Source organism: Amycolatopsis alkalitolerans (genome assembly GCF_006152065.1).
Taxonomy (GTDB): domain Bacteria; phylum Actinomycetota; class Actinomycetes; order Mycobacteriales; family Pseudonocardiaceae; genus Amycolatopsis_E; species Amycolatopsis_E alkalitolerans.
The window spans coordinates 14086-34341 of record NZ_VDFW01000004.1; the positions used below are offsets into that span (position 1 = coordinate 14086).

Consider the following 20256-nt stretch of genomic DNA (forward strand, 5'->3'; position numbering starts at 1 on the left):
CATGTACCGCACGATGCTCAAGTCGAAGATCCATCGCGCGACCGTCACCCAGGCCGATCTGCACTACGTCGGCTCGGTCACCGTCGACGAGACGCTGATGAGAGCGGCGGACCTGCTGCCGGGCGAGCAGGTGTCCATTGTGGACATCACCAACGGGGCCCGGCTGGAGACCTACGTCATCGCGGGCGAGGCCGACAGCGGGGTCATCGGCATCAACGGCGCGGCCGCGCATCTGGTGCACCCCGGAGATCTGGTCATCCTGATCTCCTACGCGCAGATGGACGAGGCCGAGGCGGCGTCCTTCCGGCCCCGGATCCTGTTCGTGGACAGGGAGAACCGGATCAAGCACGACGGTTCGGACCCGGCGTACGCGCCTGAGGGCTCGGGCCTGACGAGCGGGACCGTGGTCGTCCAGCAGGAGCGCGAAGGCGCCTATCCCGTCGCCGAAACCGTCGACGCCGCCCGCCTCGACGCGCTCTTGCACTCGGAGAGCTAGGTGCTGCTGGCGATCGACGTCGGCAACACGAACATCTCGCTCGGGCTCTACGCGGGCACGGAGCTGCTCGGGGACTGGCGGATGCGAACCGACGCGCAGATGACCGCCGACGAGCTCGCGCTCACGATGCGGGGCCTGCTGGGACCGCACGCCGACGATGTCACCGGCATCAGCGCGCTGTCGACCGTGCCCGCGGTACTGCGCGAACTCCGGGTGATGCTCGCCCGCTACTACGCGCGGGTGCCGAAGGTCGTCGTGGAGCCCGGAGTTCGCACCGGCGTGCCGCTGCTGGTCGACAACCCGCGCGAGGTCGGTGCGGACCGGCTGGTGAACACCCTCGCCGCGCATCACCTGCACCAGACGGCGTGCGTGGTGGTGGACTTCGGCACGTCCACCAACGTCGACGCGATCTCCGCGCGCGGCGAGTTCCTCGGCGGGGCGTTCGCGCCGGGGATCGAGATCTCGGTCGACGCGCTGGCGGACCGCGCGGCGGCGCTGCGGAAGGTCGAACTCGTCCCGCCGCGGTCGGTGATCGGCAAGAACACGGTGGAATGCCTGCAGTCCGGGATCCTCTACGGGTTCGCCGGCCAGGTCGACGGCCTCGTCCGGCGGATCGTCAAGGAACTGTCCGGAGGCGGCCCGGTCGCGGTGCTGGCCACCGGCGGCCTCGCTCCGCTCGTCCTCAACGAATCCGAGACCATCACCGAACACGCCCCCCACCTCACCCTCGACGGCCTCCGCCTCGTCTTCAACCGCACCCACCCCCGCTGACGGCGTTATTTGCGGACGGCGCGGAGGACGGTGGTGGTGATCGGCAGGTCGAACTCGCCGTGGGCGGTTTCCGGGGTTCGCGCCAGGAAATCCCGCAGCCGGGTGATCACTTGCTCCCGCTCCTCGTCCGGCGCGGTCAGCATGTGCGAATGCGTCGCGACCGTGTCGATCAGCGTTCCCGCGGTACGCCGCTGGACGTGCGAGAACTGCCGCCGCTCGAACGGTTCGAAGCCGGGATGCTCGGGCAGGTCCGGACGCTGCCACAGGAACCGGCGGCTCACTCCCGTCTTGGTCAGTTCGCTGAACTCGGCCACCCACGGCACCGACAAGTCGTCGTGGTTCCACAGCGCGACCACCGTGCCGCCGGGGCGCGTCACACGGGCGATCTCGGTGAGCGCACGGTCGAGATCGAACCAGTGGAACGCCTGCCCCACCAGCACCGAGTCGACGGCGCCTTCGCCGAGCGGGATCCGCTCCGCGGTGCCCTCGAACGCGGCGGTGCCCGGATGGCGTTGTTCGAACTCCGCCCGCATCCCCGGGTCCGGTTCGACGGCGGTCACCCTCAGCCCGAGCGCCAGGAGGCCGTCGGTCAGCTTCCCGGTGCCGGCGGCGAGGTCCAGGACGTGGCGGGCCCGATCGGGCAGGCCCCAGCGGATCGCGGGCAACGGGTAGTCGGGCCGGTGTTCGGCATACGCGCTCGCCTGCGCGCCGAACGACCGGGCACGTCGTGCGTACAGTTCCTCATCTGCGGAAGTGGGATCGGTCACGCGATCGATACTATTCGCAGGTAACGGTAATCCGGTTGGCCTAGCGGACGGGCGGGTTCGTACCCTAGGCGTATGACCGATTCCGCCGCCTCCGGGCGCCCCACGCCCGACGAAGACCTGCCGGAACAGATGCGGGTTCGCCGGGCCAAGCGCGACCGGATCATCTTCGAGGGCGGCGATCCGTATCCGGTCGAAGTGCCCCGGACCCACACTCTCGCCGAGATCCGCGCGAAATATCCGGATCTGCCCACCGATACGGCCACGGGTCAGATCGTCGGCGTGACCGGCCGGGTGCTGTTCCTGCGCAACACCGGGAAACTGTGTTTCGCCACCCTGCGCGAAGGCGACGGCACCGAGTTGCAGGCGATGATCAGCCTCGCCGGTGTCGGCGAGGACAGCCTGGCGAACTGGAAATCGGAGGTCGATCTCGGCGACCACGTTTTCGTGCACGGCGAGGTCATCACCTCCAAGCGCGGTGAGCTCTCGGTCATGGCCGACCGCTGGCAGATCACCGCGAAAGCGCTGCGGCCGCTGCCGGTCGCGCACAAGGAACTGAGCGAGGAAACGCGGATCCGGCAGCGATATGTCGACCTGATCCTGCGCGACAAGGCACGCGACGTGGTCCGCACCCGGGCCGCCGTCAACCGGTCGCTGCGCAATTCCTTCGAGCGGCGCGGGTTCATCGAGGTGGAAACGCCGATGCTGCAGACGCTGCACGGCGGCGCGGCCGCCCGCCCATTCGTGACCCACTCCAACGCGTTCGACATGGACCTGTATATGCGCATCGCGCCGGAGCTGTATCTCAAGCGCTGCGTGGTCGGCGGTATCGAGAAGGTCTTCGAGATCAACCGTAACTTCCGGAACGAGGGCAGCGACTCTTCGCATTCGCCCGAGTTCGCCATGTTGGAGTTCTACGAGGCGTATGCGACCTACGACACCAATGCTGTGATGACCCGCGAGCTCGTCCAGGAGGCCGCGGCGTCGATATTCGGTGGGCTCGAAGTGACACTCGCCGACGGAACGCCCTACGACCTCTCGGGTGAATGGACGACGCTCACGATGTACGGGTCGTTGTCCGATGCGCTCGGCGAAGAGGTAACCCCGGACACCTCGGTCGAGAAGCTGCGTTCATTCGCCGAGGCCAGGGGGATCGAGGTGGATCAGAAGCTGGGGCACGGGAAGCTCGTCGAAGAACTGTGGGAGCATCTCGTCGGGGATCAGCTGCACGCACCCACATTCGTTCGTGATTTCCCGCTCGAGACTTCGCCGTTGACGCGCCAGCATCGCAGCGAGCCCGGGGTCGCCGAGAAGTGGGATCTCTACGTACGCGGTTTCGAGCTGGCCACGGGTTACTCGGAGCTGGTCGATCCCGTCGTCGAGCGGGAAAGGCTGACCGCGCAGTCCCGTTTGGCCGCGGCGGGAGATAGCGAAGCGATGCGGCTGGACGAAGATTTCCTCCGGGCCCTGGAGTACGGAATGCCCCCGTCCGGTGGCGTGGGAATGGGGATCGACCGGTTGCTGATGGCGCTCACCGGTCTCGGTATCCGGGAGACGATCCTGTTCCCGCTGGTGCGTCCCGAATAACCGGCCGGCGGCTCGCACACGCGCAATGCAAACTCAAGTTTGCGTTGCGCGGCGATTCCGGGTATTAATGTCGTAGTCAATGGCTTCTGGCCGGGGGTGCTCGGTCTACCCAGACTTTTGCGGCTAGTTCAAAACAGGAGGAAAACTGATGGCACAGAAGGTGCTGGTCTCCCTCGTGGACGACCTCGACGGTTCGGAGGCGGACGAGACCGTCGAGTTCGGTTTGGATGGGATCAACTACCAGATCGACCTATCCAGCGAAAATGCGGAAGAACTGCGGGACGCGCTCGCGCAGTACGTCGAGCACGCGCGCCGCGCCGGTGGCCGCAAGCGCGCCGGTGGCCGCCCGTCCGCCAAGCCCGCCGCCAGCTCCGCTTCGGTTGACCGCGAGCAGAATCAGGCGATTCGCGCGTGGGCGCGCAAGAACGGCTTCCAGGTTTCCGACCGCGGGCGTATCCCGTCCGAGGTCGTCGAGGCGTACCACAAGAAGAACTGACACGCCTGAGCGAACGGGCCGCCGGGATTCGTTCCGGCGGCCTTGTTCGTATCCGTGGAATCTTGAACTACGTTCTAGCCGGGCGTGGTACGGATCGCCGAAACTGTCGCTGCAAGTTGCAGGGCATGGTTCTGATCACGGCGGACGCCCGATGACTTGCCCGATTCTCCGGTCCGCGGGCATTGGTTACCGCAATCCCGGGCGCGGGGAGTGCGGATGGCGGCCGGGTGACACATTTCGGCGGCGTTTAGTGTCCCGCGTTCAACATGGCATTTCGCCATCCGGAACCAGCCGGGCCCGCGTGGCGAAGGTCACGTCCGGCGGCGGGTGCGCGGGCATTCGGCGCATTCGGCCTCGCCCGGCAGTAGATAAGAGAAGCAACAGCTTTCCCGCTGGCGGGTCCAGCCGTTGTCGCCGTCGAGGTACAGCTTCGACGGCGACGTGAGGGGCGCGTGCCGCGCGTCGAGGACCAGTGCCGCGTCCGCCACCCCTGCACCCTCGTCGCCGTTCTGGCGGCCGGCCCACCACAGGGAGTTCTCCAGCGCGTCGGTCGCGGCGGCCCACAACGTCCGGCGGCCCAGCCTGCTGACCGGTCCGTAGGCGCGCACGAACTTCGCCGCGTGCGCGACATATCGGACGCGCAGCGCCGCGGCGAGCGCCCGTTCGTCCGGGACGACCGTCGCTTCGCGGCGGCCGGCGGCGGGATCGGCGGGCAGACAGTAGAACTCGCCCCCGAGTACGGCGATCCCGTCCGGATGCGGCCGGTCGCCGGCGAGGCGGAACGCGAGTTCGGCTGGGTGGAGCAGCGGTACCCGCCGTTCGTGATACAGCAGCATCGCCGCGGTGTAGGCGGGTACATGCAGGTACCACGACATCACGTAACCGGCCGTGGTCCGAGCGGGTGCTTCGCCGAAGCGGGCTCGCAGCCACCCCGCGAGCCGCTTGCGCCAGATGTCGAACCGCGCCGGGTCCGCGAGCAACTCCGAACAGCGTCGCCAGCCGTCACCCGCGGGCAGGTCAGGGCGCAACTCGAGGCGCTGCTGCAGTGCCGCGACCTTCGTGACCGAGGCACCGAGATCGAACGCGGGGTGCTGTCGCACAGTGTCGATCAGAACCCCCGCTGCTCCGTCTCAGTGTTAGGTCTGCCTAACCTTACAATCTCTCGTCGGAGATGGCATCCGAGCGGGGGCGGCCAGGGGTGTTCGCGGTGAGCGGACAAACGCGATCAGTGGAATCCCGCCGGGCCGGCACACGTTGGTACAGATGTCAGTTACCAGCGAGAACGCATGGCCGGCACAAGCCGGCGAGCTGACTTCTGTGACCTAATCCGCCCGAGTGGTAGTCCGGTGTGAGCCGTTGGCTACTACAGTGGACTCACGGTGCTGAATCCATCGCGAGGATGGAGACTCACCGCCGGCGCAGCAGTCGAGGGAGTGGGAATGTTCGAGAGGTTCACCGACCGCGCGAGGCGGGTGGTCGTCCTGGCTCAGGAAGAGGCCAGGATGCTTAACCACAACTACATCGGCACCGAGCACATCCTCCTGGGTTTGATCCACGAGGGTGAGGGTGTCGCCGCCAAGGCGCTCGAATCGTTGGGCATCGCGCTGGAGGGCGTCCGCCAGCAGGTCGAGGAGATCATCGGCCAGGGCCAGCAGGCTCCGAGCGGGCACATCCCCTTCACCCCGCGAGCCAAGAAGGTGCTCGAGCTGTCGTTGCGCGAAGCGCTGCAGCTCGGCCACAACTACATCGGCACCGAGCACATCCTGCTCGGGCTCATCCGCGAGGGCGAGGGCGTGGCCGCGCAGGTGCTCGTCAAGCTCGGCGCGGACCTGAACCGGGTGCGCCAGCAGGTGCTGCAGCTGCTGTCCGGTTACCAGGGCAAGGAGCCCGCCGAGGCCGGGGCCGGCCGCGGCGAGGGCACCCCGTCGTCTTCGCTGGTCCTCGACCAGTTCGGCCGCAACCTGACGGCGTCGGCCCGCGAGGGCAAGCTCGACCCGGTCATCGGGCGCGGCAAGGAGATCGAGCGGGTCATGCAGGTGCTGTCGCGGCGCACCAAGAACAACCCGGTGCTGATCGGCGAGCCCGGCGTCGGCAAGACCGCTGTCGTCGAGGGGCTCGCGCAGAACATCGTCAAGGGTGAGGTCCCGGAGACGCTGAAGGACAAGCAGCTCTACACCCTCGACCTCGGCTCCCTGGTCGCCGGTTCGCGCTACCGCGGTGACTTCGAAGAGCGCCTGAAGAAGGTGCTCAAGGAGATCAAGACCCGTGGCGACATCATCCTGTTCATCGACGAGCTGCACACGCTCGTCGGCGCGGGTGCCGCCGAGGGCGCGATCGACGCGGCCTCGATCCTCAAGCCGATGCTGGCCCGCGGTGAGCTGCAGACGATCGGCGCCACCACGCTCGAGGAGTACCGCAAGTACATCGAGAAGGACGCCGCGCTGGAGCGCCGCTTCCAGCCGATCCAGGTCGGCGAGCCCTCGCTCGAGCACACGATCGAGATCCTCAAGGGCCTGCGGGACCGTTACGAGGCGCACCACCGCGTGACGATCACCGATTCGGCGCTGGTCGCGGCCGCGACGCTGGCCGACCGGTACATCAACGACCGGTTCCTGCCCGACAAGGCGATCGACCTGATCGACGAGGCCGGTGCCCGGATGCGCATCCGCCGGATGACCGCGCCGCCGGACCTGCGCCAGTTCGACGAGAAGATCGCCGCCGTTCGTCGCGACAAGGAGAACGCGATCGACGCGCAGGACTTCGAGCGTGCGGCCCGGTTGCGTGACGAGGAGAAGACCCTGCTGGGCCAGAAGTCCGAGCGGGAGAAGCAGTGGAAGGACGGTGACCTGGACGTCGTCGCGGAGGTCGACGACGAGCAGATCGCCGAGGTCCTGGCCAACTGGACCGGTATCCCGGTGTTCAAGCTCACCGAGGAGGAGACCACGCGTCTGCTCCGCATGGAGGACGAGCTGCACAAGCGGATCATCGGCCAGGAGGACGCCGTCAAGGCGGTGTCGCAGGCCATCCGCCGCACCCGCGCCGGCCTGAAGGACCCGAAGCGCCCGTCCGGTTCGTTCATCTTCGCCGGCCCGTCCGGTGTCGGTAAGACCGAGCTGTCCAAGGCGCTTGCCGCGTTCCTGTTCGGCGAGGACGACGCGCTCATCCAGATCGACATGGGCGAGTTCCACGACCGCTACACCGCCTCGCGCCTGTTCGGTGCCCCTCCTGGGTACGTGGGTTACGAGGAGGGCGGCCAGCTCACCGAGAAGGTGCGGCGCAAGCCGTTCTCGGTGGTGCTGTTCGACGAGATCGAGAAGGCGCACCAGGAGATCTACAACACGCTGCTGCAGGTGCTGGAGGACGGTCGCCTCACCGACGGTCAGGGCCGCACGGTCGACTTCAAGAACACAGTGCTGATCTTCACCTCGAACCTGGGCACGCAGGACATCTCCAAGTCCGTGAGCCTTGGCTTCTCGTCTGGCAACGAAGGCGAAGCCAAGTACGACAAGATGAAGCAAAAAGTCAACGAGGAGATGAAGAAGCACTTCCGACCGGAGTTCCTCAACCGGATCGACGACATCATCGTCTTCCACCAGCTCACCCGCGAGCAGATCATCGAGATGGTGGACCTGATGGTGACCCGGGTGGAGACCCAGCTCAAGGCCAAGGACATGGCGATCGAGCTGACCGACAAGGCGAAGGCGCTGCTCGCGAAGCGCGGCTTCGACCCGGTGCTCGGCGCCCGTCCGCTGCGCCGCACCATCCAGCGGGAGATCGAGGACCAGCTGTCCGAGAAGATCCTGTTCGGCGAGGTGGAGCCCGGTCAGATCATCATCGTCGACGTCGAGGGCTGGAGCGGGAACACCGAGGACAAGGACGACCAGGCGCACTTCACCTTCCGCGGCGAGGCCAAGCCGCTCGAAGTGCCGGACGCCCCGCCCGTGTCCATCGGCGCCGCGAACGACCCGCGCCACGAGCGAGAAGACTAATCAGGAGAAGCGAAGCGCCCCTGCCCACGCAGGGGCGCTTCGTCGTGTGTCGTGGTGTTCGCCGCCGGTCTCAGTCCGGATCTGGGAAGCTTGACCGGTGCGGGTGTGCGTGCTCGGCCCGGTCAGTGCCAGGGCGGATGACGGCGCGCCGATCGAGGTCGGCGGCGCTCGATTGCGCACGCTGCTGGCCAGGCTTGCACTCGACGCGAACCGGTCTGTCACGGCGGACGCCCTCGTCGACGGGCTGTGGGGCGTCGAGCCGCCCGCCGACGCCGCGAACGCCTTGCAGTCCCTCGTCTCCCGCCTTCGCCGCGCGCTCGGTGACGGGGCCCGGCTGACTTCGGCGAACGGCGGTTACCTGCTCAAGGTCGAGGAAGTCGACGCGCACCGGTTCGAGGAGCTTGCCGCGCGCGGCAGGCGGGCGGTCGCCGCGGGCAGGCACGCCGAAGCCGCCGCCACGCTGAACGAGGCCCTCGCGCTGTGGCGTGGGGAGGCGTTTTCGGACGTCCTTGACGCGCCGTTCGCGCAAGCGCCGGCTACTCGTCTCGACGAACTGCGCCTCGCCGCGATGGAGGACCGGTTCGCGGCCGAGCTCGAACTCGGCCACCACGCCGACGTCCTCGTCGATCTCGAGGCCGCCGGCGCCAGGCACCCGTTGCGCGAACGCCTCGCCGGGCTGCGCATTCGGGCCCTGTACGCGGCGGGTCGCCAGTCCGACGCACTCGCCGTGTTCGAGCACATCCGCGTGACCCTCGCCGACGAGTTGGGCGTCGACCCGTCGGCGGAACTCCAGGAGGCCCACCTCGCGGTGCTGCGCGGTGAGCGTGCGGCGCCACGCCCCGAGAACGACCACCTGCCCGTCCGGCTCACGAGTTTCGTCGGCCGGGAGCGGGAGCTCGACCTGCTCGCGCGCTCGCTCGACACCGCGCGTCTGGTCACGCTCACGGGGTCGGGCGGCGCCGGCAAGACCCGTCTCGCGACCGAAGCCGCCGCACGCCATCCCTCACACCAGCACGGCCGCGTGTGGTTCGTCGCGCTCGCCTCGGTCCGGGAACCTGGTGACGTGACCAGCGCGGTGCTCGCCGCCCTCGGCTCACTCGACATGCGCCTGAACACCCGCCACTCCAACGACCCGCTCGACCGCGTCAGCGAACTGATCGGCAGCAGCGAAGGACTGCTCCTGCTGGACAACTGCGAACATCTCGTGGCGGCGGCCGCCGAGCTGGCGCACGAGCTGTTGACCAGGCTCCCGAACCTGCGCATCCTCGCGACCAGCCGGGAAGCGCTTGCCATCACCGGCGAACTGATCTGCCCGCTCGGCCCGCTCGAAGATCCGGCGGCGATGCGGCTGTTCGCCGAGCGCGCGGCGGCCGTCCGGCCCGGGTTCGCGCTCGACGAGGCCAGCCACGAGCCGGTACACGAGATCTGCAGCAGGCTGGACGGGATGCCGCTCGCGCTCGAACTCGCCGCAGCGAGGCTGCGGTCCATGAGCGCCGAGCAGATCGCGAAACGGCTCGACGACAGGTTCCGCCTGCTCACCTCGGGCAACCGGGTCGCACTGCCACGGCAGCGCACGCTGCGCGCGGTCGTCGAGTGGAGCTGGGACCTGCTGGAGAAACCGGAACGCGTGCTGGCCCGCCGCCTCTCGATATTTCCCGGTGGGGCGACGGTTCCCGCGATCGAGGAAATCTGCGCCGACGATCTGCTGGCGGGCGAGGATGTGCTGTACGTGCTCGGCTCACTGGTCGAAAAATCCATTGTGGACAGCCTGGACGGGCGCTACCGGATGCTGGAGACCATCCGCGTCTACGGCGAGGAACGGCTCGACGAGGCGGGCGAGCGCGACCTGGTCACCAGCCGCTTCGCCGAGCATTTCCTGCGCCTGGCCGAGGGGAACGAACCAGTGCTGCGCACAGGCGAGCAGCTGCGCGCGATCAGGACGTTCGAGGCCGAGCACGACAACATGGTCACCGCCCTGCGCCGCGCGGTGAAGGCCGACGACGCCGAGACGGCCGCCCGGTTCGTAGCCGCACTGGCCTGGTACTGGGTGATTCGCGGGTTCAACGAGCAGCCGTTCGAATTCTTCGCCACCGTGGACGGGTACCGGGGCCGGATCCCCGAGGACGTCTCCGCCGCGTTCGCCGTGATGAACGCGCTCGTGCTCAGCCTGCCGATGCGGGGGCCGCTGCCGCGGTTGCGTGAGCTCGTCGACGAATGCGCGCGGCTGAACGTGGGGGAACGGTTTCCCTCGCTGGCGCTGGCCGTGCCGATGCTGACCTTCCTCTCTCGTGACCTGGACCTGGCCGACCGCGAGTTGCGGCGGGCGCTCGCGTTCCCCGACCCGTGGGCACGTGCCTGCGCGCGCTGGGTGCAGGCCTTCGTCCTCGACGACGCGGGTGATCTGGAGGGAAGTGAGAGGGCGCGCGACGCGGCCTTCGCCGGGTTCAAGGATGCCGGCGACCGGTGGGGGATGGCGATGACGCTCGCGATGCGTGCGAACGCGCTCTCGCTGCGTGGCAGGCACGACGAGGCCATCGACGGTTACCTGCAGGGTCTGACGCTGGCGCGAGAGTTGGATTCGGGCGACGACACCGTGCAGTCGCTGTCGCGGCTGGCCACCGAGCGGATGCGGGCCGGCGACTGGCCTGGCGCGTGGCGCGACATCCGGGAGGCACAGGAGATCGCCGACGCCAGCGGCCGGCTCGAGTTCCGGGCCATCGCGCGGTTCACGCTGATCGACCTCGCGCGGCGGGCCGGGAACCTCGACGAGGCGCGCCGGGAACTGGACTGGCTGACCTCGGTCGCCCCCCGGCTGCCGTTCCCGATGATGATGGCCGACGAATGGGTTGCGCTGTTCCGTTCGGCACTCGCCGTTTCCGCGGGCGACCTGGCCGTCGCCCGCGAGCACCTGCCCACGGCGATCCGGCTGTCGACCGGCCGGCAGGACATGCCGGACGTCGCGGTCGCCGCGCAGGCCGGGGCCCTCCTGCGGGGTGCGGAAGGGGACTATGCGCGTGCCGCGTGGACGCTCGGCGTCACCGAGGTGGTTCGTGGCGTGTTCGACCGTGGCGATCCCGAGCTGGCGGAACTCGCCTCCGTGTGCCGGCGGGAGCTCGGCGAAGCCGGGTTTGAAAGCGCTTACCGCACCGGCGCGGAAATGTCCAAAGAGGACGCCCTGGCGAGTCTGCGCACGGAGTTCGGGATCTGAAACGGCGGAGCCGGCTCCCCTGGAAGCGGCTCCGCATCCGTGGTCAGCCCACCCGGCGCCGGTAGGCGCGCATCGCGAGCGGGAAGAACACCAGCACCACCCCCGCCATCCAGGCCAGCGCACCCAGCAGCGGGCCGCCGACCTCACCACCGACGAGCAGGCCCCGCATCGCGTCGGCGAGCAGGCTCACCGGGCTCACGTCGGACCACGCGTGCAGCCAGCCGGGCATCGTCTGGCTCGGCACGAACACGTTGCTGCCGAAGGTGAGTGGGAAGATGACCGCGATCATGATGCCCTGCACCGAACCTGGATTCTCGACGAGCATGCCGATGAACACGGCGATCCAGCAGAAGCACAGGCCCGCCACCACCATCAACGCCGCAGCGCCGAGCGCGGCGGCGGGGTTGGTGTGGATGCGGAAGCCCATGATCGTCGCCATGATCAGCAGCACCGCGACCGCGACCAGGTAACGCACGACGTCCGCGAGCACCGCGCCCACCAGTGGCGCGGACCGCGCGATCGGCATACTGCGGAACCGGTCGAACACACCCTTGCTCACGTCGGTGTTGAGCGCGACCCCGGCGGACAGGCTCGCCATCAGTGTGTTCTGCACCAGCAGGCCGGGTGCCAGGTTCTGCAGGTACGCGCCCGTGCTGCCGGCGACCGCGCCACCGAACAGGTACACGAACATCACCAGGAACAGGATCGGCTGGATCGTCACGTCGATCAGCTGCTCCGGGTTCTTGCGGATCTTCAGGACCCCGCGCCAGGCAAGGGAGAATCCATGCTGCAGCGCCTTCGCCGGGCTGATGTGGCGCGGTGGTGCGAGAACGGCCGCGGTCATGCGACCACCTCCGTGGGCTTTCCGGTCAGGGCAAGAAAGACCTCGTCCAGACTGGGCAGCCGCAGGGCGAGCTCGTCGGCGGTGATACCGGCCTCGTCCAGCTTGCGGACCATTGTGGACAGTAGGACCGGGTCCGCGACGGGCGCGGTGAGCAGTCCCGTGTCGTCGTCGCGCACCGGGATGGTCCCGGTCAGATCGGCGAGAATGCGCTCGACTACGTCCATATCGGACAGTGAGGTCGGCCGCACCAGCATCGTCTGCCCGCCGACTCGCCGCTTCAGTTCGTCGGCACGACCTTCGGCCGCAACGCGCCCGTGGTCGATGACGGTGATCGAGTCGGCCAGCTGGTCGGCCTCGTCGAGGTACTGCGTGGTCAGCAGCACCGTCGCGCCGTCGGCGACGAGCCGCCGCACGACGTTCCACACCTCGTTGCGCGCATGGGGGTCAAGGCCGGTGGTGGGCTCGTCGAGGTAGAGCACCTGTGGCCGCCCGACGAGGCTCGCGGCGAGGTCGAGGCGCCGCCGCAGCCCGCCCGAGTAGGTCTTGGCCGCCCGGCCGGCGGCCTCGGTCAGTTCGAACTGCTCGAGCAGTTCCGCCGCCCGTGCTTTCGCCCCCGGCCGGGACAGTCCCAGCAGCCGCCCGATCAGCACCAGGTTCTCGGTCCCCGACAGGTCCTCGTCCACCGAGGCGTACTGGCCGGTCAGCCCGATCAGCGAACGCACCCGCACCGGATCGCGCACCACGTCGAAGCCCCCGACCGTGGCGTGCCCCGCATCCGGCCGCAGCAGCGTGGCCAGGATCCGGACCGCCGTCGTCTTCCCGGCCCCGTTCGGGCCGAGCACGCCGACCACCTTCCCGGTCGGCACCCGCAGATCCACCCCGTTCAGCGCGACCGTTTCCCCGAAACGTTTGACCAGGCCTTCCGCCTGGATCGCCAGCGACATCTCGTCCTCCTTGTCGTCGCACGAGGACAAGATGCCCGGGTCCGCTGGCAGGTCGCGCACAGCGCGCTGTCAGGCGCTGGCAGCACCTGACAGGGCCTTCAAGTCGATTGTTGACAGCCCTCATACCGCGATCTCGCGTAGAAAAGGTCGTGTGCACACCGCCGAAGCCCCGGCCGCGCCGCGGGCCCGCTCCTACGGCCGGAACCTCCGGATGATCGCGCTCATCGTGCTGGCCGTGGCCTTCCTGGAGATCGCCGCGCTGCGGCTGATCGGCGTCGACGGCAACCGGGTGACGGCCGCGCTGCTCGCGCTGACCCCGTACTGGACGATCGGCGGCCTGCTCCTTGGCGGGTTCTCGCTGGCGTTCCGGCACTGGTGGATCGGCGGGATCGTGCTCGCGGTCGCACTCGCGGTGGCCGGCACGCTCCTGCCGCGCGCGTTCGCCTCCGCGCAGCCGGCCGCGCACGGCGCCCACCTGCGGGTCATGTCGTCGAACCAGTATCTGGGGCGGGCCGACGTGAAGACCATCGTGCGGCTGGTCCGGGACAACAAGGTCGACGTGCTCAACCTGCTGGAACTGACTCCGCGCGAGGCCGGCGAGTTCGAGCGGGCGGGGCTGTTCGACGTGCTGCCGCACCGGGTCTTCGAGCCGCGGTATGGCGGCGCCGGTTCGGGGATCGCCTCGCGGTACCCGCTGACCCAGCAGTCCTTGGCCGGGCCGTCGCTGATGGCGCAGCCGAGCGCGCGGGCCGACGTCAACGGCACGCCCGTCGAGATCGTCGCCGTGCACCCGATCCCGCCGACGACGGACGCGGCGCAGTGGAAGAAGGAGATGGGCGGTCTGCCCCGGCCGGACAGCGGGGGGCCGGTGCGGGTCCTCGCCGGGGACTTCAACTCGACGGTCGACCACGCGACATTCCGTGACCTGCTCAGCGGTGGCTACACCGACGCGGCGCTGAACCGCGGTGAGGGGTTCAAGCCCACCTGGCCGTCTTCGTTCTTCCCGCCGCCGGTGACGATCGATCACGTACTCGTGGACCCGCGCGTCGCCGTCGACGCCTATCGCGTGCTCGACGTGCCGGATTCCGACCATCGGGCCGTGCTCGCCGAGCTCACCCTGCCGTGAGCAACTCGTCGATCGCGGTGAGCGTGTCCAGCGCGCCGTAGGGCAGCGAAACGCCGCGATCGTGCCGGATCTCCGGTTCGCGCGGGTTGACGCGGATGAGCGCGCCGGTCGCGGCGCTGGCGAGTTCGGCGTAGCGCCGGACGGTCGGTACCGCCTGGCCGGCGCCCAACTCGATGACGACGAGGTCCGGGTGGTCGCGGCGCCACTCGTTCACCGCGCGCAACTGGTCGTCACTGCGGTGGGAGATCCAGTCGAAATCGCCGAACATCAGGATGTTCGGCCGGGCGAGGCCACCGCACGCGGGGCATTCGGGCAACGGCTCGGCCGCGCGCATCGAATCCTCGTCGATCCGCGGTTCGAGCCCGTCCGCGGACCAGATCTCGGTGCCGCACGGGACCGCGCATTGCAGGCGATGGATCGAACCGTGCACCTCGGCGACGAGCAGGAACCCGGCCGCCTGGAACTGTCCGTCCACATTGGAGGTGAAGACCGCCGAGCCGCCCGGCCTGGCGGCGCCCCAATCGCGCAGCAGCGAGAAACCCTTGTGCGGCATCGTTTCCCGGTACAGCCGGAGGCGGTGACCGTAGAAACCCCAAGCCAGCGCGGGATCTTCGGCGAAATGCCGCGGGTCGGCGAGCTCGGCGAACCGCAGGCCGAGCCGGGCATAGGGCGGGTACGCGCGCCAGAACCCTTCGTCACCGCGAAAATCGGGCAACCCGGAATCGACGCCCATACCGGCGCCCGCGCACACCAGCAGGGCGCCCGCGCCCGCGATCAGCTCGGCGGCCCTGCGCAGTTCCCCGCTACTCGGCACTGTCCAGCGGGACGACCTCGAACTCCAGCAGGCTCGCGCCGCTCGCCACCGGCTTGGCGCGCTCACCCGAGTGCGCCTCACGCGACGGGCCTTCGGCCCACGCCTTGAAAGCCTCCTCGGACTCCCACTTCGTGTACACGAAGTAGCGATTCTCACCGGAGACGGGGCGCAGCAGCTCGAAGCCGAGGAAGCCGGGCTGACTGTCCACCGCGTGCATCCGGTTGGCGAACCGTTTCTCCAGCTCAGGGCCGGCGCCTTCGGGGACCTCGATTGCGTTGATCTTGACAACTGCCATGCGGACCACCCTACTCATCTGGAAGGCTGCTGGAATGAGCGATGAGGCCGAAGCCGCCCGGAGCCGGGCACTCGCCGCCGACCTGCAGCGCATCCTTCGCTCGGCGGCGGACGCGGTGGACGGGGACACGCCGGCGGCCGAGCTGATCGCGCGGGTGACCAAGCACCTCGGCGCCCCGTTGCAGCAGCTGGTGCTGGTGGCGCGGGAGTTCCCGCCGTGGGAACACGTCAACGTGCACCGCGGGGTCGAGCGTTACCTCGCCGAGCGGGACGGCGGGCACGAGTGGTTCGGCGTCGCGGGCGCCAACCGCAGCAACGAAGAGGTGCTCGGCATGCTCGCCACGGCCCGCCGCGACGGCACGTTCGAACCCGGCGCGGTGGACTACAAGACGGAGGCCACCGGGCCGGAAGACGCCGAGGAGGTCGTGCAGTTCGGCCTGGTCACGACCGCGGCGCCGGACGGGACACCGGTGGTGGTCGCGATGCGCGGGATGAACCCGCAGCACGGCCCGATGGCGACGGTCAAATTCGAGGTGCTCGCCGCCGACCGGGCCGCGGCCGGTGCGGTCCGGGACCGGATCGAACGGCTCATCGGGGTGCATGACGTGCTCCGGGGGCAGGTGCTCGCGTTCGGCAGCAGCGAGTACCGCGGCAACGAACTGGTCACCTTCCTGCCCCGGCCGAAGCTAGCGCCCTCGGATGTCGTCCTGCCCGAAGGCGTGCTGGCCACGATCGAACGGCACACCATCGGCATCGCCGAGCACGCCGAGCGGTTGCGCGCGGTCGGGCAGCACCTCAAGCGCGGGCTGCTGCTGCACGGCCCGCCCGGTACCGGGAAGACCCACACCCTGCGCTATCTGATGGGGCGGCTCGACCGGCATACGGTGATCATCCTCACCGGCGGCGCGATGCGGTTCATCAGCAAGGCCGCCGAACTCGCCCGGCGCCTGCAGCCCTCGCTGCTGGTCCTGGAGGACGTCGACCTGGTCGCGCAGGACCGCTCGATCGGGCCGGGGACGAACCCGTTGCTGTTCAGCCTGCTCGACGCGATGGACGGGATCGGCGCGGACGCCGATGTGACCTTCGTGCTCACCACGAACCGGGCACGGGAGCTGGAGAAGGCCCTGGCCGACCGGCCGGGCCGCGTCGATCTCGCCGTGGAGATCCCGAGACCGGACGCGGCCGGGCGGCGGCAGTTGCTCGAACTGTACGGGCGCGACGTGGACCTGCGAGCCGACCTCGAGCCGGTTGTCGCGCAGACCGACGGGGTCACGGCGTCGTTCATCAAGGAGTTGCTGCGGCGGGCCGTCCTGCACCAGTTGCACGCGGGGGTGCGGGAGAACCCGGTCCCGGTGGACGACCCGGCGCTCAAGCAGGCGCTGCGGGAGATGAACGATTCGCGGGAGTCGCTGACCAGGTCGTTGCTGGGGAGCGGATGAGCGTCGTCGACTTCGGTGGGCACGGGCAGCCGATCGTGTTGCTGCACGGGCTGATGGGCCGCGCGCGGACGTGGTGGCCGGTGGCGCGGTGGCTGACCCGGTACGGGCAGGTCGTCGGGCTCGACGCGGCCGGGCACGGGCGGGCCGCGCGGACTGGGCCGTGGACCACGGAACGGTTCGTCGAGGACGTGGCGGGGTTGCTGCGGTCGTTCGACGAGCCGGCCGTGCTGATCGGGCATTCGATGGGCGGGCTGCACGCGTGGGCGACCGCGGCGACGCATCCCGATCTCGTGCGGGCGGTGGTGGTCGAGGACATGGCGCCGGACCAGCGCGGGCGCACGGTCGATGACTGGCGTGCGTACTTCGACTCGTGGCCGGTGCCGTTCGGCTCGCTCGCGCAGGTGCGGGAGTTCTTCGGCAGCACGGGAAACTACTTCACCGAGTGCGTGGAGGAGCGCGAGGACGGCTACCACCTGATCGCGCGCCTCGAAGACCTGTACGAGATCGCGGCCGAATGGGGGCGGCGGGAGTACTGGTCGTTCGTGGCCGGGGTGAAGTGCCCGCTGCTGGTGATCGAGGCCGGTCACACGCTCATGCCGCCCGGGCAGCAGGCCGAGCTTGCCGCCTGCGTCCCACACGGGACTCACGTCGTGATCGAAGGCGCCGGTCACATCGTGCACGACGGGGCCCCCGACGAGTATCGCGGCGCCGTCGAAGCCTTCCTCTCCGCCGTGCTGTGCCGCTGATCGGCGTGTTTGCCCGCGGCGTCGGTGACTTGGCTTGCGGCGACGGCTCGGTGTCGCGGCGGGCCAACTCGGTGTCGCGGCGGGCCAACACGCCAGCGTGGCGGGCCAACACGCCGGTTAGGGGTGGTGTTCGCCGGGTAGGGCGAAGCGGCCGTCGGGGATCTGTTCCACCAGGCCGTCCGTCAGGAGCGAAGCCAGGCACCGGTCGCGCCGGCCCGCGTCCTCGGGCCATACGACGTCCAGCCGGTCCTTCCGCACCGGGTCCGGGGTCGCGCGCAGGACGTCGAGCAGCTTGCCGCGGATCTGCCGGTCGGTGCCCGCGAACTTCTGCACCGGTTTGGCCGGGCCCGTGTACTCCGGGCGCCCCGCGCGCTGCCAGGCACACGTGTCGTAGACCGGGCAGTCCGCGCATTTCGGCGAACGCGCCGTGCACACCAGCGCGCCGAGTTCCATCAGCGCCGCGGAAAACCGGGCCGCACCGGCCGCCGCCGCCGGTAGCAGGGCCTCGACGTCCGCCATGTCCCGCGTATTCGACGCCGGGCCGGCGTCGCCGGCGCCGTGCACGGCCCGGGCCACCACCCGGCGCACGTTCGTATCCACCACCGGCGCCCGCCTGCCGTACGCGAAGGCCGCGACCGCCCGTGCGGTGTACGCCCCGATACCCGGCAACGCGAGCAGAGTGTCCACATCGGACGGTACGACGTCGCCATGCGAAGCGGCGATCACCGACGCCGCCTCGTGCAGCCGCAGCGCCCGGCGCGGGTAGCCGAGCTTGCCCCAGGCGCGCAGCACCTCGCCCTGGCTCTCGGCGGCGAGCGCGGACGGAACCGGCCAGCGCGCGAGCCACTCCGCCCAGATCGGCTGCACGCGCACGACGGGCGTCTGCTGCAGCATGATCTCGCTGACGAGCACTCCCCAGCCGGTGCAGTCCGGCCTGCGCCAGGGCAGATCGCGTCCCGTCCTGTCGAACCAGTCGATCAGCGTCTCGGACTCAAGAGGCACCCCGACAAGCTACTCGACCTCGGTGAGCCAGCCGGTGTGCACGTCGTAGACGAACCCGCGCACGTTGTCCGTATGTGGCAGGAAAGCGCTCCGCCGCGCCCGCCGCACCGACGTCCGCACGCTGTCCTTCACCTCGCGGAAGGCCTCGACCGCCCAGGTCGGGCGCAGCCCGGTGTCCTCTTCGAGTTCGTCCTTGAACTCGTCCTCGGTCACCATCGACAGCCCGCAGTCGGTGTGCTGCACGATGAGCACCTCACGCGTGCCCAGCTTGCGTTGCGACAGCGCGAGCGAGCGGATCGCGTCGTCGGTGACCACCCCGCCGGCATTGCGCAGGATATGCGCCTCGCCCTGGATGAGGCCGAACAGTTCGAAGGTCCGGATCCGGGCGTCCATGCAGGTCAGAACGGCTATCTGGAGGGAAGGCCGGGGACTGGAACGGTCACCCCGAACCCGGTCCTCGAGTTTCTCGTAGCGCTTCAGCAGTACGTCGATCGCGGTCATCAGGCCCCTCCCGGCGTCGTTCCATCCACTCTACGGTCCGAACCAGTGCTCTTCCATCGTTCGTGGCGGAGCCGACGTCGTCCCGAGCCGCAAGTCGGTCGGGAGCGTGATCACCTGCGGGTTGATGTGATCGGCCGCGGACAGCAGCAGCTTCCCGGCCGCCCGGCCCTTCTCCAGGACCGGCTGGTGCACCGTGGTGAGCCCGATGCGCTCGGCCTCGGCGATACCGTCGAACCCGGTCACGGTGAGGTCCGCCGGGACGCGCAGACCGCGCCGCTCGGCTTCGGCGAGCGCGCCCAGCGCCAGGATGTCCGAGGTGCAGATCACGGCCGTGACCTGCGGATATGTGCTCAGTAGCTGACGCGCCCCGAACGCGCCCTCGTCGACGGTGTGGTCGAAGCGCTCGACGACAGGCACGGTCGCCCAGTCCACCCCGGCCTTGGTGAACGCCGTCGCGAGCGCCTCGAGCCGGTTCCTCTGTACGTGGAAATGGGCGGCACGCTGGCGCTCGAGCGACACGAAATCGTCGTTGCGGTCACGTCCGAGGCGCATGCACAGCACCCCAACCTGGCGGTGGCCGAGGCCAACGAGGTGCTCGGCCAGCTTGGTGATCGCCGCCGCGTCGTCCGGGCCGACGCGGTCGATGCCCTCGATCTGCGGCTGGTCGATGATCACGGTCGGAACAGGGCGGGCCAGTACCGCGGCCAGGTGCGGATCGTCGTCCGGCACCGAGTAGACGACGAACCCGTCGACGCCGGCTCGGTGCACGGCCGCCACGTCGTCTCGGCCGGGGCTCGCGGGCACGAGGTGAAGCCCGACGCCCGCGTCCTCGCAGGCGAGTGCGAGCCCTTCGAGCACCCCGATCGCGGCGGGGTCGCGAAAGGCGTACGACAGGTTCTCGGTGAGCAGCAGTCCGACCGCGCCTGCCTTGCGGGTGCGCAGCGAGCGGGCGACCGGGTCCGGGCCCGGGTAGCCGAGCCGGCGTGCGGTCTCCAGCACCCGGCGGCGAAGCTCGGGCGAGAGCTGGTCGGGCCGGTTGTAGGCGTTGGACACCGTGGTCCTGGACACGCCGAGTTCCGCGGCGAGCGACGCCAACGTCGCCTGTCGCCTCATGCGCAAAGGACGCCCCATGAGGGAACCGTAACGGTTCAGATCGGATTCCTGAAGTCGGAGCCTGGCCGCCTCGGCGCCTGGTGGGGGCAACACAGCGTTCAGATCCGCTTAACCCGGGACAG

General features: G+C 69.4%; 18 protein-coding genes. 9 read left to right on the forward strand and 9 right to left on the reverse strand.

Features of this window, described 5'->3' with window-relative positions; genetic code table 11:
* Nucleotide 1: 1 nt before the first annotated feature.
* Nucleotides 2–496, forward strand: coding sequence for an aspartate 1-decarboxylase (gene panD / locus FG385_RS05975; protein ID WP_139095602.1), 495 nt, complete (start codon nt 2–4; stop codon nt 494–496).
* Nucleotides 497–1267, forward strand: coding sequence for a type III pantothenate kinase (locus FG385_RS05980; protein ID WP_139095603.1), 771 nt, complete (start codon nt 497–499; stop codon nt 1265–1267).
* A 5-nt stretch (nt 1268–1272) separates the two neighbouring features.
* Here FG385_RS05980 and FG385_RS05985 read toward each other — a convergent pair whose 3' ends face one another.
* Nucleotides 1273–2034: a class I SAM-dependent methyltransferase gene (locus FG385_RS05985; RefSeq protein WP_139095604.1), complete on the reverse strand. Its 762-nt coding sequence runs from the start codon at nt 2032–2034 to the stop codon at nt 1273–1275.
* A 72-nt stretch (nt 2035–2106) separates the two neighbouring features.
* Between FG385_RS05985 and lysS the strand changes: the two genes are divergently transcribed.
* Nucleotides 2107–3618 (forward strand): lysine--tRNA ligase, encoded by a 1512-nt coding sequence (lysS, locus tag FG385_RS05990; protein WP_139095605.1) that lies wholly within the window; start codon nt 2107–2109, stop codon nt 3616–3618.
* A gap of 148 nt (nt 3619–3766) precedes the next feature.
* Entirely contained in the window at nt 3767–4114 is a 348-nt protein-coding gene (locus FG385_RS05995) for a histone-like nucleoid-structuring protein Lsr2 (protein ID WP_139095606.1), read from the forward strand.
* A gap of 311 nt (nt 4115–4425) precedes the next feature.
* Here FG385_RS05995 and FG385_RS06000 read toward each other — a convergent pair whose 3' ends face one another.
* Nucleotides 4426–5214, reverse strand: a complete 789-nt coding sequence (locus FG385_RS06000; protein WP_200834321.1) for a (2Fe-2S)-binding protein — start codon at nt 5212–5214, stop codon at nt 4426–4428.
* A 339-nt stretch (nt 5215–5553) separates the two neighbouring features.
* On the opposite strand from FG385_RS06000, the gene FG385_RS06005 reads away from it, so the two are divergent.
* Together FG385_RS06005 and FG385_RS06010 are read left to right on the forward strand one after the other, a co-directional pair.
* Complete coding sequence (locus FG385_RS06005) at nt 5554–8103, forward strand: ATP-dependent Clp protease ATP-binding subunit (protein ID WP_139095608.1); 2550 nt, start codon at nt 5554–5556, stop codon at nt 8101–8103.
* 97 nt (nt 8104–8200) lie between these two features.
* A complete protein-coding gene (locus FG385_RS06010; protein WP_139095609.1) occupies nt 8201–11311 on the forward strand; it encodes a BTAD domain-containing putative transcriptional regulator in 3111 nt (1036 codons plus the stop codon).
* Between the two features lie 43 nt (nt 11312–11354).
* On the opposite strand, the gene FG385_RS06015 is transcribed toward FG385_RS06010, so the two are convergent.
* Nucleotides 11355–12155, reverse strand: coding sequence for an ABC transporter permease (locus FG385_RS06015; protein WP_139095610.1), 801 nt, complete (start codon nt 12153–12155; stop codon nt 11355–11357).
* Complete coding sequence (locus FG385_RS06020) at nt 12152–13099, reverse strand: ATP-binding cassette domain-containing protein (RefSeq protein ID WP_139095881.1); 948 nt, start codon at nt 13097–13099, stop codon at nt 12152–12154. The genes FG385_RS06015 and FG385_RS06020 overlap by 4 nt, the downstream gene beginning before the upstream one ends.
* 151 nt (nt 13100–13250) lie before the next feature.
* On the opposite strand from FG385_RS06020, the gene FG385_RS06025 reads away from it, so the two are divergent.
* A complete protein-coding gene (locus FG385_RS06025; protein ID WP_235022410.1) occupies nt 13251–14225 on the forward strand; it encodes an endonuclease/exonuclease/phosphatase family protein in 975 nt (324 codons plus the stop codon).
* Here FG385_RS06025 and FG385_RS06030 read toward each other — a convergent pair.
* Nucleotides 14212–15039 carry an SIR2 family NAD-dependent protein deacylase gene (locus FG385_RS06030; RefSeq protein ID WP_235022411.1) on the reverse strand — a complete coding sequence of 276 codons (828 nt, stop codon included), beginning with the start codon at nt 15037–15039 and terminating at the stop codon, nt 14212–14214. The genes FG385_RS06025 and FG385_RS06030 overlap by 14 nt on opposite strands.
* Entirely contained in the window at nt 15029–15334 is a 306-nt protein-coding gene (locus FG385_RS06035) for an antibiotic biosynthesis monooxygenase family protein (protein WP_139095611.1), read from the reverse strand. The genes FG385_RS06030 and FG385_RS06035 overlap by 11 nt, the downstream gene beginning before the upstream one ends.
* A 34-nt stretch (nt 15335–15368) precedes the next feature.
* Between FG385_RS06035 and FG385_RS06040 the strand changes: the two genes are divergently transcribed.
* Together FG385_RS06040 and FG385_RS06045 are read left to right on the forward strand one after the other, a co-directional pair.
* Entirely contained in the window at nt 15369–16772 is a 1404-nt protein-coding gene (locus FG385_RS06040) for an AAA family ATPase (RefSeq protein WP_139095612.1), read from the forward strand.
* Nucleotides 16769–17518, forward strand: a complete 750-nt coding sequence (locus FG385_RS06045; RefSeq protein WP_139095613.1) for an alpha/beta fold hydrolase — start codon at nt 16769–16771, stop codon at nt 17516–17518. The genes FG385_RS06040 and FG385_RS06045 overlap by 4 nt, the downstream gene beginning before the upstream one ends.
* A gap of 117 nt (nt 17519–17635) precedes the next feature.
* On the opposite strand, the gene FG385_RS06050 is transcribed toward FG385_RS06045, so the two are convergent.
* The 3 genes from FG385_RS06050 to FG385_RS06060 are packed head-to-tail and all read right to left on the reverse strand — an operon-like array spanning nt 17636 to nt 20152.
* Nucleotides 17636–18520, reverse strand: coding sequence for an HhH-GPD family protein (locus tag FG385_RS06050; RefSeq protein WP_139095614.1), 885 nt, complete (start codon nt 18518–18520; stop codon nt 17636–17638).
* Nucleotides 18521–18529: 9 nt separating this feature from the next.
* Nucleotides 18530–19021, reverse strand: a complete 492-nt coding sequence (locus tag FG385_RS06055) for a beta-class carbonic anhydrase (RefSeq protein WP_139095615.1) — start codon at nt 19019–19021, stop codon at nt 18530–18532.
* Between the two features lie 30 nt (nt 19022–19051).
* Nucleotides 19052–20152: a LacI family DNA-binding transcriptional regulator gene (locus FG385_RS06060; RefSeq protein ID WP_139095616.1), complete on the reverse strand. Its 1101-nt coding sequence runs from the start codon at nt 20150–20152 to the stop codon at nt 19052–19054.
* Between the last annotated feature and the right edge of the window lie 104 nt (nt 20153–20256).

Coding starts and splice junctions, on each gene's coding strand:
- FG385_RS06015 (WP_139095610.1), bottom strand. CDS start 12,155: ATGACCGCGGCCGTTCTCGCACCACCGCGCCACATCAGCCCGGCGAAG.
- lysS (WP_139095605.1), top strand. CDS start 2,107: ATGACCGATTCCGCCGCCTCCGGGCGCCCCACGCCCGACGAAGACCTG.
- FG385_RS06040 (WP_139095612.1), top strand. CDS start 15,369: ATGAGCGATGAGGCCGAAGCCGCCCGGAGCCGGGCACTCGCCGCCGAC.
- FG385_RS06035 (WP_139095611.1), bottom strand. CDS start 15,334: ATGGCAGTTGTCAAGATCAACGCAATCGAGGTCCCCGAAGGCGCCGGC.
- FG385_RS06005 (WP_139095608.1), top strand. CDS start 5,554: ATGTTCGAGAGGTTCACCGACCGCGCGAGGCGGGTGGTCGTCCTGGCT.
- FG385_RS05995 (WP_139095606.1), top strand. CDS start 3,767: ATGGCACAGAAGGTGCTGGTCTCCCTCGTGGACGACCTCGACGGTTCG.
- FG385_RS06060 (WP_139095616.1), bottom strand. CDS start 20,152: ATGGGGCGTCCTTTGCGCATGAGGCGACAGGCGACGTTGGCGTCGCTC.
- FG385_RS06045 (WP_139095613.1), top strand. CDS start 16,769: ATGAGCGTCGTCGACTTCGGTGGGCACGGGCAGCCGATCGTGTTGCTG.
- FG385_RS06020 (WP_139095881.1), bottom strand. CDS start 13,099: ATGTCGCTGGCGATCCAGGCGGAAGGCCTGGTCAAACGTTTCGGGGAA.
- FG385_RS06055 (WP_139095615.1), bottom strand. CDS start 19,021: ATGACCGCGATCGACGTACTGCTGAAGCGCTACGAGAAACTCGAGGAC.
- panD (WP_139095602.1), top strand. CDS start 2: ATGTACCGCACGATGCTCAAGTCGAAGATCCATCGCGCGACCGTCACC.